Source organism: Nonomuraea sp. NPDC049750 (assembly GCF_040659625.1).
Taxonomy (GTDB): domain Bacteria; phylum Actinomycetota; class Actinomycetes; order Streptosporangiales; family Streptosporangiaceae; genus Nonomuraea.
The window spans coordinates 38210-56936 of record NZ_JBFANB010000025.1; the positions used below are offsets into that span (position 1 = coordinate 38210).

Below are 18727 nucleotides of genomic sequence, written 5' to 3' on the forward strand. Positions count from 1 at the left end.
AACCGCTGATGACTACCCCGCGCTCGCCCGCTCCAACAGTCCGCCGCCCGCTCCATCAGCCCGCCGCCCGCTCCAACGGCCCGCCGCCCCGCTCCATCAGCCCCGCCACCAGCGCCGCCGCCCCGGCGCAGCCCAGCCCGATGGCCCAGCCGAACGGGCCGACCGGACGGCAGCCGAAGACCTGGCTGAGCCCCGGGACGGAGATGATCACCATGAGGGCCGCCAGCGACGACACCGACGCGAGGAACACCAGCCGATCCCCGTCCCCCACCGACAGCGTCTGCAGCAGCTGCGCTCCCACCAGGCCGATGAGCCCCACGGTGGACGCGCGGCCCGGCGTGCCCGTCATCCGGCCGAGCAGCCACGCCGCGGTCGCCGCCGCGGCGGTGGTGACCGCGCGTACGTAGATGTCCCGGGTCAGGGCGGTGCCGAGCGAGACCTCCGGCCCCTCGGCGAGCAGCTTCTCCGGGGTCTCGGCGTTCGGCGGGCGAACGGCCACGGCCATGGCGGGCAGCATGTCGGTGAGCAGGTTGACCAGGAGCAGTTGGCGGGCGTTCAGCGCGCTGCGCCTGGACAGCAGGCTAGATCCGACCGTGAAGGCGATCTCTCCGACGTTCCCGCCGAGCAGGATGCCGAGCGAGTCGCGGACGGAGCCCCACATCGCCCGGCCCTCGGAGATCGCGTCGATGATCGTCTCAATGCGGTCGTCGATCACCACGATGTCGGCGGCGGCCCTGGCGGCCGGGACGGCACGCGGTCCGAGGGCGATGCCGATGTCGGCGAGCCGGATCGCGGGGACGTCATTGGCGCCGTCACCGGTCACGGCCACCACCTTGCCGGCCCGCCGCAGGCAGGAGACGATGCGGGCCTTGTGCTCGGGCGTGGTGCGCGCGAACACCGCCACCTCGGGCAGCACCTTGGTCAGGGCGTCGTCGTCCAGCCCTTCGAGTTCGGGTCCGGTCATCACCCGCTGGCCGTTCAGAACGTGGATCTCGGCGGCGATGGCCTCGGCCGTGCTCGGATGGTCACCAGTGATCATGATGACCCGCACGCCGGCGCGCATCAGCCCCTCGACGCTCCGCTTCGCCGTGGGCCGTACGGGATCGGCCAGGCAGAGGAAGCCCAGGAAGCACAGGCGCTGGATGCGGGCCTCGTCGAGATCGGCGCGGCTGGACGCCTCGCGTTCGGCGACGGCGAGCACGCGGAAGCCCTGCAACGCCTGCCTTTCCACCTCCTTCTCCAGCTCACGCCTGGTCCTCGGGCCCATGGGCACCCGCTCGCCACCGCGGATCAGGTGGGTGCAGCGGTCCAGGACGACCTCGGGTGCTCCCTTGACGCTCAGCAGGTGACCCGACTCGGACAGGCCGAGCACCGCGTGGTAACCGCGCGCGGGCTCGAACGGCAGCTCGTCGACCCGGTGCCACTCCCGAAGGCCGTCCTTGGGCGCTACGTGGAGCTTGGCGGCGCCGTCCACGACGGCGCGGTCCGTCGGATGGGGGATGGCCCGCCCGCCCTCGAAGCGGGGGCCCGCCCGGAGCGCCGCGCCGACGATCACCTTCAGCTCCGGCGTCAACGTCTCGACCGGCCGGGCGTGGCTTCCGTCCGAGACCTGGCGCAGGCTGATGTGGCCTTCGGTCAGCGTCCCGGTCTTGTCGAAGCAGAGCACGTCGACCCGCCCCAGGGCCTCGATCGTCGACGGGTTGCGGACCAGCGTGTTGCGCTGGGAGAGCCGTTTGCTGGAGGCGAGCTCGGCCACGGTGGCGATGAAGGGCAGCCCTTCGGGGACCGCGGCGACGGCCAGGCTCACCGCGGGGGCGAGGGCCGCGGACAGGGGCGAGCCGCGCAGCAGGTTGGTCACCATCAGGACCAGGCCCGACCCGATCGCGGCGGGCAGGATGCGGCGGCTCAGTCTGCGCAGCCGCAGCTCCACACCGCTCACCGGCGGCCCCTCGGCGGCCAGTCCGGCGGTCCGGCCCGCCTCGGTCTCCTCCCCGGTCGCCACGACCACGGCCAGTCCGTGTCCGGCCGCCACCGTAGTGCCCTCGTACACCATGGATCGGCGATCCGCGACGGCGGCGGCCACGGTGGGCGCCGCGGTCTTGGACACGAGCTGCGATTCGCCGGTCAGCGTGGACTCGTCGATCTCCAGGCCGACCGCCTGGATCAGCCTGCCGTCGGCCGGTACGGCGTCACCGGCGCGCAGCTCGATCACGTCCCCCTTCACCAGGTCGTCGGCGACGCCGGAGACACCGCCGCCGGGCCTGCGCAGCCGGACCCGGACGGCGGTGATCTCGGTGAGCCGGTGCACCTCCCGGTCGGCGCCGCGCCGCTGCGCCCCGCCGATGACGGCGTCGACCACCATCACGCCGCCGATCAGTACGGCGTCCAGGACCGAACCGACCGACGCCGACAGCCCCGCGCCCGCCGCCAGGACCGGCGTCAACGGGTTGGCGAGCTCCTCCAGGGACGCCATGACCAGAGAGGTGGGCCCGGCGGAATCCGGCCGCGCCGGCTTCGTCCTGCGGCGCTCGGCCTCCCTCTCGTTCAGCCCGTGCGGCGAGGTGCGCAGCAGGGCGAGGACGTCGGGCACCGCCATCGCGTGCCATGGCGTGCGATCGGCGGGCACCGGCGGTGCCGTCCGCCTGACGTTCCGTCCCACCCACTCCCCGGTGACCAGGGCGGCCACCGAGGTGCAGTCGCGTACCAGGTGCGCCCGCGCCACCGACGTCCTGGCCGGGCCGAGCACGGCCAGGCCCGCGCCGACGACCCCCGCCGTGGCGGCCACCCGCACGCTGCGCCTGCTGGCCTTCTTCGCGTACGGGACGCAGCGCAGCAGCAGGTGGATCCCGTCGAGGTCGCTGATCACGTCGGCGTCCCACGGCACGCGCCGCGCCCCTCGGAGCACGCCGATGCCCAGGTCGGCCTGGCGCAGGCCGCGCCTCGACGTACGGGACACCACGGCCACGACGTGTCCTTCGGACTGCAGCGACCGGAGCGCGGCGACCAGCCGGGAGCCGCCCTCGACGACCCGGTCCACACCGAGTCGCGGGCCGAGGTACGCCTCCCCACCGGCCAGGACCACGTCACCCGCGCATTTCGCGGCGGCGACCACGGCTTCGGCCAGCGGGTGGAGTTCCGGCGCCACCCCGACCAGGGCGACCGGGACCCCCTGCCGAGAGACGCTGACCGGCCGGATCCCCTGACGGCGCCACTTCCGCACCTCCGCGGGCTCGCGCGTCGCCGAGTACGGCCCCGCCGACCAGCCGTCCCGCTCGCGCCGGGCCGCTGGATCGGTGAGGTCGAGCAGCGTGTAGATCCGCGCGTGCAGCTCATCCAGGCTTTTGTCCACGCCGTGGTCTGTGCCGATGTTCGCGCGGTGGTTCGTGCCGATGTCCGTGCGGTGGTCTGTGCCGAGGTTCGTGCCGTGGTTCACGCGGTGGTCCGTGCCAAGGTTCTCGCCGAGCGGGACGATGCCGTCGATCGTCCACCCGCCCGTGGTCAGCGCGGCGGCGTCGAGGAGGACCGTGTCGACGCGATCCAGGCGGCCCAGCGCGCGGCGGTGAAGCACCATTCCACCGCGGTTGGCCAGGGCGCGCGCGAGAACGCTGGTGAAGGCGTCCCTGCCGAAGTGCGCGGCCTTCGGGATCCCCGTGATGAGCACGGAGAGCCCCCGCTCGTGGCCGCCGCCCACCACGGTGGTGACCGCCTGCGTCACCACCGTGGCGGTGCTCGCGGCATTGGCGTACAGCTCGACGGGCCCGTGCGGCAGCGGAACAGGTCTAGGCCGCTCCGCGACCTTGATGTGCCGGTACGCCCCGTCGGCGTCGGCGAACTCCTCCTCGCGCAGCTCCCAGGCCCGCCGCCCGGCGCACGAGTCGACGAAGCGGATGGCCGCCGCGACGGAGTCGACGAGCATCGACACGGGCCGTACCGCCAACGTCTGGGAGACCAGGCGAGTGGACGCGACCACCGCCTCCGCGGTGGGAATGCTCATGTACCGCTCCAGCTCGCGCCGGATCCGCGGGGTGTGCTCGGCCAGCGACAGGACGGCGGGTACGGCCGGCGACAGGCTCGGCAGGCGGGCGACCCGGCCGGCCAGCGCGAGCCCGGTGCCCAGGACGTGCAGGCCGAGGCTCATCGCGGCGCGGGCCTGCTGCTGCACACCGTCGAGCGCCACCGAGCCGCTGGTGCCCTCCACGTCGAGTTCGTCGACGATGGTCGCGAGCTTGTCCAGATCGGCCGTGGCCGCGTCGCAGCTCACGAACACGCAGCCGAGCGCGCCGTTCACCTCGGCCCGGTCTACCCCGGCCGCGCGCAGCCGGTCTTCGAGGACGCGGGCGGTCGGCTCCGTGCCGGGGCCGCCGACATGCCGCAGTTCGATGCGTACGCCGCCCGCGCACTTCTGTATCCGGCGAGGGCGGGGGAGCATGCTCCTTACCGGCTCGGGGAGCACGCTCAGGACCGTGTCAGCGGAGAACGGCCACATGTCGTCCCCTCGGCGGAACTGTGCGGGCGGCGCGCAGGCCGCTCGGCGGAACCGTCCAGGCGCGCAGACTGTCCGGAACGTGCGGAACCGTGAAGGCGCGCAGGCTGCTCAGAACACGTGGCAACCCGGTCTCACCGGCCCGACCGCGCACGCCCGGTGGTGCTCGCCCGAGCACCTCGTGACGTGGTGGAGGAGGCCGTTTTGCGCTGGGAGGAGGCCCTCTTCGAGGAGCCGGTGGTCGCGGCGGCGCTCGTCGAGGAGGTGCCGCGCCTGCCCGAAGCGGTACGCCGACCCGAGGTGGCGGTCCCTTCCGAGGCGGTGCTCTTTGGTGCGGCGGTGGTCCTGGACGAGGTGGTGCTCTTGGGTGCGGCCGAACTCCGGGAGGCGGTGGTGGTCTTCGGTGTGGTGGTGGCTCTGGAGGTGGTGGTGCTCTTCGGTGCGGCCGAACTCCGGGACGTGGTGGCGCTCTTCTGTTCGGTGTCGCTCTTCGGCGTGGCGGTCGCGGCGGTCGCGGTGCGGCTGCGCGCGGCGGAGGTCGTGGCACGGCTACGGGTCGTGCCGGACGCAGCGCGGCTGCGGGTGCCGGAGGTCGTGGCGCGACCAGGGGCGGTGGAGGTCGTGGCACGGCTACGGGTCGTGCCGGACGCAGCGCGGCTGCGGGTGCCGGACGTGGTGGCGCGACCACGGGTGCCGGAGGACGTGGCGCGACCACGGGTGCCGGAGGACGTGGCGCGACCGCGGGCGGTGGAGGTCGTGGCGCGGGCGGTGGCGGGCGGGGACGCCTGCGTACCGCGGGCGGGTGTCCCGCTCTCCCCTTGCTGTCCGCGCCGCCCCTCCTGGCCGCGCCGCGCGATCAGCGCACCGGCGCCGATGGCGGCGGCCACCGGCCAGTCGAGCACGCCGAACGCCGCGAGCGCGCCGAGCGCGCCGTAGTACGCGAGGCGCTCGGGCGGCGGAAGGAACGTCCGCGCAACGTCCACGGCGTGACCGAGCTCCCGCCGGGAAAGGCGCGGCAGCCCAAGACGCGGCAACCCTAGACGCGGCATCTCAACGTGCGGCATCCGCAGATCCGGGGGATGGACCTGAACGCTCATCATCGGCAGATCAATCGCTAGTTCTTTGGACGAACGCGCTCGAGACTGGGCAACGGCCATGATTCCTCCCCCATATCGCGGACGTCGAACGCCTCCCCCGCGCGCGACGAACAAGAGTTCCCTGCCCACTTTTATGGCCGTGTATCCGTTTTATGGTTCCCCTTCCGTATTTGAGGGCTCGAGTTGACCGAAGGGGCAAGGGCACTTACCAAGCGCTTGCTCAGGTGCAAGACTGTGGGGCATGGAGATCCCCGTGCGCGCCGCGTCGGACGACGAGGCGGGCTTCTTTCACGAGCACGGATGGGTGCGGCTGCCCGCCCTCGTGCCCCCCGACGCCGTGGCCGAGCTCAGGCAGCGGGCGACCGGCTACCTCGCGGCCCGCGCGAAGGAGCGGCGGACGCTGGTCGACCAGGCGTTCGGGCAGTCGCGCGACATCGCCGAGAGCGACGAGGCGTTCCGGACGCTGGCCCTGAGCCCGGCCATGGGCGTGAACGCGACCCGGCTGCTGCACGGTGTGGAGGCCGTACGCGTGCAGGTCACGAACCTGCTCGTCAAGGAGCCCGGGGAGCACGCGGCGACCGAGTTCCATCAGGACTTCCCGTGGATGCCGATGGACCGCTCGGCGATGCTGACGGTTTGGTTGGCGCTGGTGGACGTACCGGCGGACATGGGGTCGCTGCGCTTCTTCAGCGGTTCGCACCGGTACGGACTGCTCGGGCGGAGCTTCACCCGGACGGGGGACGACCAGCTCAGCCAGCACCCATGGCTCAAGCAACTGGAGCTGTCGCCGCCCCTCGACCTCGCGGCGGGCGACGCGACCGTGCATCATGCGCTGACCGTGCACGGAGCACCCGCCAACCACCGCGACCAGCCGCGCCTGTCGTTCACCGTCACGTACTTCGACGCGAACGCCCTCTACACCGGCACGCCGTACCAGCAGACGGACGGGCTCGACCTTGAGGTGAACCGGCCGTTCGACCACCCGAGGTTCCCGTGCGTGTGAGCGCCCCAGACGCACAGGCGGGAGACGCGCAGGTGAGAGACGTGCAGGTGAGAGACGTGCAGGTGAGAGACACCGCACTGAGCGAGGCGCGGCTGGGAGACGCGTATGCCTGAGACCGTGAGAGGGCCGGTGGGCGAGCTGGGCGCCACGCTCATGCATGAGCACGTGTTCGGGCTCAGTCCGGAGATTCTCTGGAACTGGCCGGACATCCCGGAAGGGTGGGACCTCGAACGGCGGGCGAGGGAGGCGGCGGCCAAACTGGACGACCTCCGGGCCGAGGGCATCGACACGATCGTGGACCTGACCGTCATCGGGCTCGGCAGGTATGTCCCCGCCGTCCAGCGGGTGGCCGAGCTGACCAGCGTGAACATCGTCGCCGCCACCGGCCTCTACACCTACGACGCCCTGCCCCCGTACTTCGGCAACCGGGGTCCCGGCTCGCTGTTCGGCGGGCCTGATCGGCTGGCGGAGTTCTTCGTACGGGACATCGTTCAGGGAATCGGCCGGACCGGGGTCAAGGCGGGCATGCTCAAATGCGCCACCGACCATCTCGGCATGACCAAGGGGACCGAACGGGTCTTCCGTGCGGTCGCGGAGGCGCATCTGGAGACGGGCGTGCCCATCACCACCCACTCCCACAGCGCCTCCAGGGGCGGCCTGGAGCAGCAGCGGCTGCTCGGCGAACTCGGCGTCGACCTCACCAGGGTCGTCATCGGCCACGCGGGCGACTCGACCGACGTCGCCTACCTGGAGGAGCTGGCCGCGAACGGCTCCTACCTCGGCATGGACCGCTTCGGCATCGAGACGCTCTCGCCGTTCGAAGACCGGGTGTCGATCGTGGCGACGATGTGCGCGCGCGGCCACGCCGACCAAATGGTGCTAAGTCACGACTCGTACTGCTTCAACGATCGGTTCGACGCCGAGGTCGTACGGCAGCGCCACCCGAACTACCACCTCCTGCACATCTCCCGCGATGTCCTGCCCGAGCTGCGCAAGAGGGGCGTCACCGAGGAGCAGATCCACCAGATGCTCGTCGACAATCCCCGGAGGATCTTCGCATGATCGAGGGCACGACCGACGGGACGCTCAAGGACGCGACCGACAGCATGACCGATGGCACGGCTGGCGGGACGGCCAGCGGCACGAGCCACGGCACGATCGAGGACGCGACCGACGACGCGATCGAGGACTTCGACGTCGGCTCGGACTGGCACGTCGCCTCGCCGTACGAGTTCCTCGGCAGGCTGCGCCGGGAGCGGCCGGTGTTCCGCAGCGAGCATCTCGGCGCTTATGTGCTGACCCGGCACGCCGACGTGCGCGCGGCGTACGGCGACCCGAGGCGGTTCTCCTCGGAGGGCTCGCTGACCATCTCCCGCAGCCTCACCCGTGAGACGCGCGACAGGCTGGGCGAGCATGGGTCGTTTCTGTCCAGCTTCGTGGCGAACGTCGATCCGCCCGACCACACCAGGCTGCGGCGTTCGGTGTCGAAGGCGTTCACGCCACGGGCGGTCTCGGCCATGGAGCAGCACTTCCGGCGGCTCAACGAGGACCTGCTCGACCGCGTGGCGCCCAGGGGCGAGGCCGACTTCGTGTCCGAGATCGGGCACGAGCCGTCGATCAAGCTGACCGCCCGGTTCATCGGGGTTCCCGAGTCGGACGAGGGTTTCGTACAGGCGCATGTGAAGGACTGGTTCCAGCTCTTCCTGTCGCCGCAGCCGCCAGACCGCCAGCTCGAACTGGCCGACAGTTTCCTGACCTATCTGGATTACGTGGATCGGCTGGTCGCGGCCCGCGCCAAGGAGCCGCGCGACGACTTCACCTCGCTCATGACCTCGCTGATCGGCTCCGAGCTCAGCCATCGCGAGGTGGTGGAGCTGATCTCCACGATCCTGCTCGGTGGCAACGACACCGTGCCGAACCAGCTCGCCAACAGCGTCCTGCGGCTGCTGCGCGAGGACGCCTGGCCGGTCGCGCCGCCGCTGATCCAGAACGCGGTCGAGGAGTGCATGCGCATCGACGGCGCCTCCCTCGGGTCGTTCCGGTACGCCACCACCGATATTTCACTCCACGACGTGATAATTCCGGAGAAGTCGTTGGTGCTCCTCTCCACCGACTCCGCCGCCCACGACGAGACCGTCTTCCCCGACCCGGACCGGTTCGTCATCGACCGGGCCAACGCCGACGCCCACATGGTGTTCGGTTACGGCATCCACTTCTGCGTGGGCGCCGCGCTCGGCCGGCTGCAGCTTCGGACCGCACTCGACGTGCTCGGCCGCCGCCTGCCCTCGCTCAGGCTCGCCGACGAGCCCATCGTCTACCGCAAGTCCATCGTGGGCCGGGGACTGACGGCCCTGCGGGTGACGTGGTGAGTGCCGCGCCGGGCCGGTTCGATGGGCGGGTGGCCCTGGTGACGGGCGCGGGGTCGGGCATCGGTGCGGCGTGCGCGTCGCGCCTGGCTGCCGAAGGTGCCTGCGTGGGCGTCCTGGACGTGCGCGCGTCGGGCGCCAAGTCGATCGCCACCGCCATCCGCGCCAGAGGCGGCACGGCCACGGCGCTCGTCTGTGACGTGTCGGACGAGAAGCAGGTGGCCGAGGCGATCGGCGACCTGGTCACCTCGTTCGGCCGCCTGGACGTCGTCCACTCCAACGCGGCCGCGCTCGACCCCGGCACCTACGGCCGTGACCGCGACCTTGAGGACCTCGACGTCGCCGTCTGGGACCGCACGATGGCGGTGAACCTGCGTGGCTGCCTGCTCATGGTCAAGCACGCGGCCCCCGTGATGGCCGAGGGCGGCGCGTTCGTCGTCACTTCGTCGGTCTCCGGCCTGCTGGGCGACGTCGCGCACGTCGCGTACGGCACCTCGAAGGCGGCGCTGACCGGTTTCGTGCGCTACGTGGCCACCAAGTACGGCTCGCGCGGCATCCGCTGCAACGCCGTCGCGCCCGCGCTGGTCCTGACCGACGCGGCCGCGCAGGCCCTCGGCCGGGAGCGGCTGGCCGACAAGGCGGCCGAACGGCTGCTGCCCTGGGCCTGCACCCCGGACGACGTGGCCGACCTCGTCGCCTTCCTCGCCTCGGGTGAGTCGCGGTGCATCACGGGACAGACCATCGTCATCGACTCCGGCACGATGGCCCACCGCCCTGAACACGCCCTGCGCCAATGGCGCGACGCGGCGGGGTGATGCTGGTGCGGTGACCACCGGGATTCCCCTGGGGTGGTTCGTCACACGACCGTCTCGATCCCAGTGACGGTCTGTCGTGCTTGGGGTCCTTGTGGGGGAGGCCCTTGCGGGGTGCGGAGGAAGTCGGTCCGTGGTGGTTGGGGTCCTTTCAGGGATGCCCCTGCGGGGGAGCGGAGGAAGGCGGTCCGTGTGGCAGGGAGCCCGTGGAGGGACACTCCTGCGGGGGAGTGGAAGACCGGATGCCCGCAGAACATTCCTAGGAACCGCATTAAGGTTGTGGCGGATCAAGGGGGATGAATGGAGCCGGTGTCGGTCGGGTTGGTCGGGGCGGGGCCGTGGGCGGAGCGCGCGCATGCGCCCATGCTGGTCAACAGTCCGCATCTCCGGTTCGCCGGCGTGTGGGCCCGGCGCCCGGAGGCTGCCGCCCGGCTGGGGGCGCCGGTGTTCGAGCGGGTCGAGGAGTTGTTCGAGGCGTGCGAGGCCGTGGCGTTCTGCGTGCCGCCGGGCGTACAGGCCGAATTGGGGGTGCGCGCGGCGAAGGCCGGGAAGGCGCTGTTGCTGGAGAAGCCGCTCGCCGACTCGCTGGAGAACGCGCGGCGGCTCGCCGACGCCGTGCGTGAGGCCGGTGTGGCCTCCCAGATGGTGCTCAGCATGCGTTATATGAAGCAGGTCAGGGAGTTTCTGGCGCGCTGCGCGGAAATCGAGGCGTTCGGCGGTCACGCCGCGAACATCTCCAATGTCCTGCTGGGCGGCCACCTCTTCGGCACCCCGTGGCGGCTCGAGCGCGGGGCGCTCCTGGACGTCGGGCCGCACGTGATCGACCTGCTCGACGCCGCGCTCGGCCGGGTGACCGGCGTGCGCGCGCACGGCAACCCGCTCGGCTGGACCGGACTGCTGCTCGATCACGAGGGCGGCGCGGCCAGCGAGGCGTCGCTGTGCATGGCCGCCGCCGGTGACCTGCCGCCGGCCAGCGTCGCGGTGTTCGGCAGGACGGGCAGCGTGACGCTGATGCCCAGTGATGACGACGATCCGTTCGAGACCATCGCCGAGGAGTTCGCGCGGACCGTACGCCAGGGCGGCGGGCACCCGCTGGACGCGGCCCACGGGCTCAGGTTGCAAGAGATCATCGCCGAGGCGGAAGCCCAATTGGGCACCCCTTGACTTAACGCCCATCTGGCGCATTGATAGCGTCTGTCCGACGCGCAGAGTTGCAGCGAAGTCCGGTGCGAGTCCGGCGCTGTCCCGCAACTGTCATAGCCAGGTCGCCTGCCTCCGCGCTGACGTCATCAACCCTCGTGGAAAAGGGTGATCCGTCGCTCTCCAGCGGGTCTCTCGGTTCCGACAGTGTGAAAGGACTTCTCGTGAGGCCCGTACGCACGGCCTTCGCGGGCGCGCTGCTGGGAACGCTCGTTCTGGCCGGATGTGGTCAGACCAGCACTACCACCACCCCGTCCCCCGCGAGCCCCACCGGTACGACCGGCTCGACCAGCTCCGCCGCCTTCCCCGTGACGGTCGAGGCGGGCAACGGCAAGGTCGGCATCGCCAAAAAGCCGGAGCGGATCGTCTCGCTCTCCGCCAGCCACACCGAGACGCTCTTCGCCATCGGCGCGGGCCCCCAGGTCATCGCGGTGGACGACCAGTCCAACTACCCGGCCGGCGTCCCCAAGACCGACCTGTCCGGCTTCAAGCCGAACGTCGAGGCCATCGTCGCCCAGAAGCCCGACCTGGTGATCGTCTCCAACGACATCGACGGCATCGTCGCCAAGCTGGGCAAGGTGAACGTGCCCGTCCTCCTGGAGCCCGCCGCCACCAAGCTCGACGAGGCGTACGACGAGATCACCGACCTCGGCGCCGCCACCGGCAACACCGAAAAGGCCGGACAAGTCGTGACAGGCATGAAGACATCCCTCGACAAGCTCTCGGCGAACGCCCCCAAGAACAAGAAGCTCACCTACTACCACGAACTCGACCAGACCCCCTACGCGGCGACGTCCAGCACGTTCATCGGGCAGATCTACGCCATGTTCGGCCTCACCAACATCGCCGACAAGGCGCCGGACCCGGCGGGCGGCTACCCCAAGCTGTCGGCGGAGTTCGTCGCCCAGGCCGACCCCGACCTGATCTTCCTGGCGGACGTGAAGTGCTGCCAGCAGAGCAAGGACACGCTGGCCAAGCGCCCCGGCTGGAAAGGACTGTCGGCGGTCAAGGGTGACCAGGTGATCCAGCTCGACGACGACATCGCCTCGCGCTGGGGCCCGCGGGTCGTGGACCTGGCGCAGACCATCAGCGACGCCGTCGGCAAGGCGGCCACCCGCCAGTGAGGTCCAGACCGATGTGGACGGCGGGCGCGCTGGCCGTGCTCGCCGTCTCCATGGTCGCCGGGCTGCTCGGCGGGGCCGCCGACATCTCACCGTGGCAGGTGGTGCTCCAGGTGCTCGACTGGCTGCCGTACGTACACGTGGACTCGGGGCTGGCCCCCGTGGAGCAAGGGCTGCTGTTCGAGCTGCGGCTGCCCAGGGTGCTGGTGGCGGCCGTGGTCGGCGGGCTGCTGGCCATCGCGGGGGCCGGCTACCAGGGGGTGTTCCGCAACCCGCTGGCCGACCCCTACCTGCTGGGCGCCGCAGCCGGAGCCGGGCTGACCACCACCGTGGTCATCGTGCTCGTGCCGACCCCTGCCGTCGGCATCCCGGTGGCCGCCTTCGCGGGGGCGGTCGGCGGGGTGTTCCTCGCGTACGTGCTCGGCAACACCGCCGGGCGCTCGGGCGGCACCGCCACGCTGGTGCTCGCCGGGGTGGCCGTCACCTCGTTCCTGACCGCGATCCAGACGTTCATCCAGCAGTTCAAGGTCGAGCAGTTGCAGCGCATCTACTCTTGGATCCTGGGCGACGTGGGCGGCGGATGGGACCAGTTCTGGCTGGTCCTGCCGTACGCCGCCGTCTCGGCCGTACTGCTGCTCGCGCACGGGCGGATGCTGGACGTGCTCTCGGTGGGGGACGAGGAGGCCACCAGCCTCGGCGTCCGCGCCGGGCGGGTACGGCTGGCGGTACTGCTCGCCGCCTCCCTGGCCACCGCGGCGGCAGTGGCGGTGAGCGGGCTCATCGGGTTCGTCGGCATCGTCATTCCGCACGTGGTCAGGCGGCTGGCGGGCGGCTCCTACCGGATCGTGCTACCGCTGTCGCTGATCGGCGGCGCCGCCTTCCTCGTGCTCGCCGACCTGGTCGCGCGCACCGTCATCGCCCCCGCCGAACTGCCCATCGGAGTGGTCACCATGTTCGTCGGCGCGCCGTTCTTCGTGGCGGTCCTGCGCATGACCCGGCAGACCGCCACATGACCGCCGCCACGTCCTGGCAGGCCGCCGCGTGACCGCCGACACGGCCCGGCCGGCCTGGATGATCGAGACGAGCGCCCTGTCCGTACGACTCGACGAGCGTGAGGTGCTCACCGAGGTCGACCTCTCGGTACGGCGCGGCGAATGGCTGGCGATCATCGGCCCGAACGGCGCCGGAAAGTCCACCCTGCTCAAAGCCGTCATGGGCGTCGTCGCCCACCGGGGCGACGTCACCGTCGGCGGCCGGGCCGCGAACACGCTCAGGCCCAGGGACCGGGCCAGGCTGGTCGCCTACGCCCCCCAGACGCCCTCGCTGCCTCCCGACATCACCGTGTACGACTACGCCCTGCTCGGCCGCACCCCGTACATCCCTTACCTCGGCAGCGAGAGCCGCCACGACAAAGAGGTCACCAGGTCCGTGCTCGAACGTCTCGACCTCACCGAGTTCGCCACGCGCCGGCTGGGGGAGCTGTCCGGCGGCGAACGCCAGCGGGTGGTCCTGGCCAGGGCACTGGCCCAGGAGGCGCCCGCGCTCCTGCTCGACGAGCCCACGACCGCGCTCGACCTCGGACACCAGCAGCAGGTACTGGAGCTGGTCGACCGGCTCAGGCTCGCCGACGAGCTGACCGTGGTGACGACGCTGCACGACCTGACCCTCGCCGGACAGTACGCCGACCGGCTCCTCCTGCTCGCCGGCGGCCGGGCCGTCGCCGCCGGGCAGCCGGGCCAGGTGCTCACGGAGGCACTGGTCGGCACCCACTTCGACGCCCGGGTCGAGATCGCGCCGGGTCCCGGAGGCCGGCCCGTCGTGCACCTGGTCAGGGGTGTCTCGTGAAAGTGGCGCCGGCCTATCGGGTCGAGGGCGTTGTCCTGAAGGGGGTCTCGTGGAGCTGACGTATCGGGTTGAGGACGGAGCGCGGCTCGGGTCGCTGCTGTGGGAGTTCGGGCCGGGGTGGCGGATGATCTCGTCGGCGCTTCTGGGCGGGGGGATCGGGGAGCGTACGTGGGTGCTGAACGCGCAGGTCGTGGCGGGCTACTCGCGGATGGACCCGGTCGAGCACCTGCTCGACCTCGGGCCTGACGGCAGCGGGGTGGGGATGATGACCGCCGCCTCGGTGGAGCGCTACGCGCGGGCGGTGGACGGCGGCGCGGAGGTCGTGGCGACGGTCGGGTTACGCGTCCCCACCTGGGCCGCCGCCCCCGAGGGCGCCACCGACCCCGAACTGGCCCCGATGCTCAGCACCCTCGCGCCGCCCGTGGGGACGATCAACCTGATGGCCGTGCTGCCGGTCGCGATGACCGACGCCGCCCTGGTCAACGCCGTGATGACGATGACGGAGGCCAAGTCCCAGGCGCTGATCGAAGCGGGCTTCCCGTGCACCGGCACCGCCTCGGACGCCCTGTGCCTGGCCGTACGCGCTGAGGGGCCGCAGGAGCTCTTCGGCGGCCCCCGCTCGACCTGGGGTGCCCGCCTGGCCCGCGCCGTCCACTCCGCCGTCCACCAGGGCGCGGCCTCCTGGCGGCCCCGGAGCTAGGACGATGGTCCCCTGGGGTGGTTCGTCTCACGACTGTCCCGATCCCCTGTGACGGTCTGCGGCGGCTGAGATCTTGTGGAGGAATACCCCCTTCGGGGGAGGGGGTGGGGGCGGTCTGTGGTGGTTGGAACCCCACGAGGGAATGTCCCCTCTGGGGAGCGGACTGTGGTAGTTGGCGTCCTTGCGGAGCGATACCCCCATCGGGGGATCCGGGGGCGGGGAAGAGCGGACGTCCGCGGTCGCCGGATCAGCGGGTGAGGCCGTAGTCCTCCTGGGCGCCGCGTTCCGTGACGCGGCCCGCGTCGAGGTCGGCGAGTACCGCTTCGCGGTCCCGCTCGTGCGGGGAGCCCATTCCGCCCCCGCCCGTCGTCTCCACCACGAACGCCTCACCCGCGGCGAACCGCACGTTGTTCACCTTCGACGCCAGTCGCTCGACCGTCCCGTCCAGGTGGCGCTTGAAGAAGCCGCCGACCCGTCCCGGCAGTCCGCCATCGCGACCCGGCGGGGCCAGGCGCAGCCGGTCGCCGCGCGTCGTGACGTGGCAATCCGCCAGGAACCGGTACACGGTCCGCGAGCCAAGCCCGCCGCGATGCCGTCCGGGGCCGCCGGAGTCGGGGATGGTCTCGATCGACTCCACGATCAGCGGGCAGCGGCTCTCCACCGGCTCGGCCTGCGGCACCGAGTTGCGGCCGATGCCGAAGTGCACGCCTGTCGCGTCCGGCCCGTCGAGCCCCCGCCGCGCGCCGACGCCGCCGAAGTCGTACGACAGATGGATCCAGTACGGCGCTCCGACGGCCGCGATCGAGAACGGCTGGAGGATGCCGCTGGGCGCGATGGCCCGCTCCGGTACGGCGTCCGACAGCGCTTGGAAGATGGCCTCCATGGCCGCGTAGATCGGCACGTACCGTCCGCCGCACGGGTAGGGAGAGCGGGCGTTGAGCAGCGAGCCCTCCGGCAGTCGTACCTCGATCGCGCGCAGGCAGCCGTCGTTCATGGGGATCGTCGGATCGAGGAAGCAGCGCACCGCGAACACGGCGGCGGCCAGCGACTGCGACGCGGACGCGTTGATCGCCGCCGGCACCTGGGCCCCGGTCCCGGCGAAGTCGACCACGGCTCGCATCTCCGGTGGTCCCACATCCACCACGGCGCGTGTCTCCTGCGATTCGACACCCACCGTGGCCGGCACCTGAGGCGCGCCGTCCGTCCGAATCTCGGGCGCCTGAGTCTCGCCCTCCGCCCCTGTCGCGGACGCCTCAGGCTCGACGCGCCCGCCACCGGAGGAGTGGCGTTCCAGGGTGATGGCCACCCGGACATCATGTGATTTTTCGGGGCTTATCCCGTCGTCGTCGATCGGGTACGACGCCTCGAAGCGGCCCTCCGGGAGATCGGCCAGCGCGGCCCGTGTCCTGGCCTCCGTGTAGTCGAGGTAGTCGTCGATCCCGCTCGCCAGCCCCGCCGCCCCGTACTCCGCCACCAGCGCCCCGACCCGGGCGGCCGCCACGGCGGTGCCCGCCACGAGCGCCCGTACGTCGCCCATGACCTTGTCCGGCGTACGGCTGTTGGCCCGCAGGATGGCCTCCACAGCAGGTTCCAGACCGGCGGAGGTGGCCAGCCGTACGGGAGGCAGCTGGAGCCCTTCGAGGAAGATGTCGGTGGCCAGCGGTGCCATGCCACCGGCGGACAGCCCGCCCAGGTCCGACACGTGGATCATGGTCGCGGCGAAGTACGCGGGCCGGTCCCCGACGAAGACGGGCCGATAGACGAGCAGGTCGTTGGTGTGCACGCCGCCCCGGTAGGCGTCGTTGAGCACGTACACGTCACCGGGCCGCATGACCTCCAGCGGCACGTCCCGGACGAGCTCCGGCAGGGCGACCTTGAGTGCCATGCTGTTCATGAGCGTGGTGGCCATGGAGTGCGCGATCAGCCGCCCGCGCGCGTCCAGGACGGCGGCGGAGGCGTCGGACCCCTCGACGATGAACGTCGAGTACGCCGACCGCACGACGACGATGCTGGCCTCCTCGGCGGCGACCACCAGCGCGTTCCGCAGCACCTCGGCGGTCAGCACGTCATTCATGCGGCTCCCTGGTCAGATGTATGGCCCGCGCCGGGCCCAGCGTGGCGGTCCATCCGGGCGGCACCACGATCGTGGACTCGGCGTCCTCGATGATCCCCGGACCGGGCAGCACCGCCAGCGTGTCGCGGGTGTGCACCGGCACCTCGACATACCCGCCCACCTCTGCGAAGTAGGCGGGCCGCACTCCAAAAAGCCCCGAAGAAGCCCCGGGGACGTCGGTGACAGCCGGGATCGGGGCGGCGGGCAGGGTGACGCGGACCCGGTAGCTGACGATCTCCACCTCGCCCCGCTGCGAGATCCCATAAACCCGCTCGTACCGGTCGAAGAACCGCCCCTCCAACTCCGTACGCGACGAGCTCCACGGCACGGTCAGATCATGCGACTGCCCCCGGAACCGTACGTCCACCGACCGCGAGACCCGCACCTCCGGATCGGTCGGCGACACCCCGAGATCCTCCGCCGCCGAAGAGGCCAGCGAGTCGAACACCTCCGTGGGATCCCCGGCGTCCAGCCGCGACAGCACCCGGTCCGTCGACAGGTCGCCCACCAGCAGCCCGGCCGCCGACGCGACCCCGCAGTGGGCGGGCACCACCACGGTCCCGATCCCGAAGCGCTCCGCCACCCGCGCCGCGTGCATCGGCCCGGCCCCGCCGAAGGCCACCAGCGCGTACCCGCGCGGATCGATCCCCCGCTGCACGGTCACCACGTGCACGGCCGCGGCCATCGAGGCGCTGACGATCTCGTGGACGGCATGCGCCGCCGCCGCCCTGGACACCCCGAGCGGCCCGGCCAGCCGCTCCAGCGCCTTGTCGGCGAGCGGCGCGGACAGCGGGATCGACGCCGACGTCAGGTAGCCGAGCACCAGGTTCGCGTCCGTGACCGTCGGCTCGGAGCCGCCCAGTCCGTAGCAGGCGGGCCCCGGGTCGGAGCCCGCCGAGTGCGGGCCGACGCGCAGCGCTCCGGCGGCGTCGAGCCAGGCGATGCTGCCGCCGCCCGCGCCCACCTCCGCCAGGTCGATGGCCGGAGTCTTGATCGGCACCCCGGTCCCGGCCCGCCGCCCGCCGAAGCTGCCCTTGCCGCCGACGTGGAACTCGTGCGTGATCTCCGGCCGCCCGTCACGCACCACACAGGTCTTGGCCGTCGTTCCGCCCATGTCGAAGGAGATGACGTTCGCGAACCCGCTGCCCGCCGCCGCGAGCACCCCGGCCGCCGGGCCGGACTCGATCATGGCGACCGCCCGCCTGGCGGCCAGCTCGGCGGAGATCACGCCGCCGCTCGACTCCATCACGTGGATGGGCGCCTCCACGCCCAGCGAGGCGAGCTGGTCGCGCAGCCTGGAGAGGTACGAGGCCATGATCGGTCCGATATAGGCGGACATGATGGTTGTTGTGGCTCGCTCGTACTCGCGGATCTCCGGCCACACCTCGGACGAGACGACCACGTTCTCGACCGATTCGCGAAGGATCGCGGCCACCTGCCGCTCATGGTCGGGGTTGGCGTAGGAGTGCATCAGGCACACCGCAGCCGACGTGATGCCCCGCCGCGCGATCTCCGCCGCCACCCGCCGTACGGACTCCAGATCGAGGGGCGTCAGTACGGCCCCGCGCGCCGACACCCGCTCCACCACCTCGAAGCAGTCGCCCGCGGCCACCGGCGGGGGCGGCGGGGTGAAGCGCAGGTCGTAGCGGTCCTCCTCGACCCGGGCGTACCGGCCCAGGGGGACGACCGAGCGGAAGCCCTGGGTGGTGACGTAGGCCACCCGCACGCCCTTGCGTTCGAGCACGGCGTTGGTGGCCAGCGTGGTGGCGTGCACCACCCGGGTGACCGACGCGGGGTCCACGCCGGCGAGCACGTGTGTAACACCGTCCGTAATTCCGGCGATGGGGTCGTAGGGGGTGCTCAAACACTTGGCTACCGTTACCTCGCCCGCATGACCGCGCAGGACCACGTCGGTGAAGGTACCGCCTACGTCGATGCCGATCGCGTAGCCCATTCCGGTACCGTAGACGTCCAAGCAAGCGCTTGT

General features: G+C 71.6%; 13 protein-coding genes and 1 riboswitch. Of the genes, 10 read left to right on the forward strand and 3 right to left on the reverse strand.

All coding sequences use genetic code 11. The features are described 5' to 3' along the window. Window positions 1-55 precede the first annotated feature (55 nt). Window positions 56-4486 carry an HAD-IC family P-type ATPase gene (locus tag AB0J16_RS43215; protein WP_358551020.1) on the reverse strand — a complete coding sequence of 1477 codons (4431 nt, stop codon included), beginning with the start codon at window positions 4484-4486 and terminating at the stop codon, window positions 56-58. A gap of 201 nt (window positions 4487-4687) precedes the next feature. Here AB0J16_RS43215 and AB0J16_RS43220 point away from each other — a divergent pair, with 201 nt between their 5' ends. The 10 genes from AB0J16_RS43220 (at window position 4688) to AB0J16_RS43265 (ending at window position 14627) form a co-directional block, all read left to right on the forward strand. Then, window positions 4688-5419: a hypothetical protein gene (locus AB0J16_RS43220; RefSeq protein ID WP_358551022.1), complete on the forward strand. Its 732-nt coding sequence runs from the start codon at window positions 4688-4690 to the stop codon at window positions 5417-5419. A gap of 402 nt (window positions 5420-5821) precedes the next feature. Further along, window positions 5822-6583, forward strand: a complete 762-nt coding sequence (locus AB0J16_RS43225) for a phytanoyl-CoA dioxygenase family protein (RefSeq protein ID WP_357960077.1) — start codon at window positions 5822-5824, stop codon at window positions 6581-6583. Window positions 6584-6688: 105 nt separating this feature from the next. Beyond that, window positions 6689-7645: a phosphotriesterase-related protein gene (locus tag AB0J16_RS43230; RefSeq protein ID WP_358551024.1), complete on the forward strand. Its 957-nt coding sequence runs from the start codon at window positions 6689-6691 to the stop codon at window positions 7643-7645. Next, window positions 7642-8952, forward strand: coding sequence for a cytochrome P450 (locus tag AB0J16_RS43235; protein WP_358551026.1), 1311 nt, complete (start codon window positions 7642-7644; stop codon window positions 8950-8952). The genes AB0J16_RS43230 and AB0J16_RS43235 overlap by 4 nt, the downstream gene beginning before the upstream one ends. Continuing rightward, window positions 8949-9764 carry an SDR family NAD(P)-dependent oxidoreductase gene (locus tag AB0J16_RS43240; protein ID WP_358551028.1) on the forward strand — a complete coding sequence of 272 codons (816 nt, stop codon included), beginning with the start codon at window positions 8949-8951 and terminating at the stop codon, window positions 9762-9764. Before AB0J16_RS43235 ends, AB0J16_RS43240 begins: the two co-directional genes overlap by 4 nt. 297 nt (window positions 9765-10061) lie before the next feature. Continuing rightward, window positions 10062-10925 carry a Gfo/Idh/MocA family oxidoreductase gene (locus tag AB0J16_RS43245; protein ID WP_358551030.1) on the forward strand — a complete coding sequence of 288 codons (864 nt, stop codon included), beginning with the start codon at window positions 10062-10064 and terminating at the stop codon, window positions 10923-10925. Window positions 10926-10932: 7 nt separating this feature from the next. After that, window positions 10933-11053, forward strand: a riboswitch (cobalamin riboswitch). Window positions 11054-11125: 72 nt separating this feature from the next. Beyond that, window positions 11126-12085 (forward strand): ABC transporter substrate-binding protein, encoded by a 960-nt coding sequence (locus AB0J16_RS43250; protein WP_358551032.1) that lies wholly within the window; start codon window positions 11126-11128, stop codon window positions 12083-12085. Window positions 12086-12096: 11 nt separating this feature from the next. Continuing rightward, window positions 12097-13095, forward strand: coding sequence for an iron ABC transporter permease (locus AB0J16_RS43255; RefSeq protein WP_358551224.1), 999 nt, complete (start codon window positions 12097-12099; stop codon window positions 13093-13095). A 28-nt stretch (window positions 13096-13123) separates the two neighbouring features. Further along, window positions 13124-13927 carry an ABC transporter ATP-binding protein gene (locus AB0J16_RS43260; protein WP_358551034.1) on the forward strand — a complete coding sequence of 268 codons (804 nt, stop codon included), beginning with the start codon at window positions 13124-13126 and terminating at the stop codon, window positions 13925-13927. Between the two features lie 49 nt (window positions 13928-13976). Beyond that, on the forward strand, window positions 13977-14627 hold the full coding sequence (locus tag AB0J16_RS43265) for an adenosylcobinamide amidohydrolase (RefSeq protein WP_358551036.1): 651 nt from the start codon (window positions 13977-13979) through the stop codon (window positions 14625-14627). A 247-nt stretch (window positions 14628-14874) separates the two neighbouring features. On the opposite strand, the gene AB0J16_RS43270 is transcribed toward AB0J16_RS43265, so the two are convergent. Next, entirely contained in the window at window positions 14875-16701 is a 1827-nt protein-coding gene (locus tag AB0J16_RS43270; protein WP_358551038.1) for a hydantoinase B/oxoprolinase family protein, read from the reverse strand. Continuing rightward, window positions 16694-18694 (reverse strand): hydantoinase/oxoprolinase family protein, encoded by a 2001-nt coding sequence (locus AB0J16_RS43275; RefSeq protein WP_358551040.1) that lies wholly within the window; start codon window positions 18692-18694, stop codon window positions 16694-16696. The genes AB0J16_RS43270 and AB0J16_RS43275 overlap by 8 nt, the downstream gene beginning before the upstream one ends. Window positions 18695-18727: the final 33 nt, after the last annotated feature.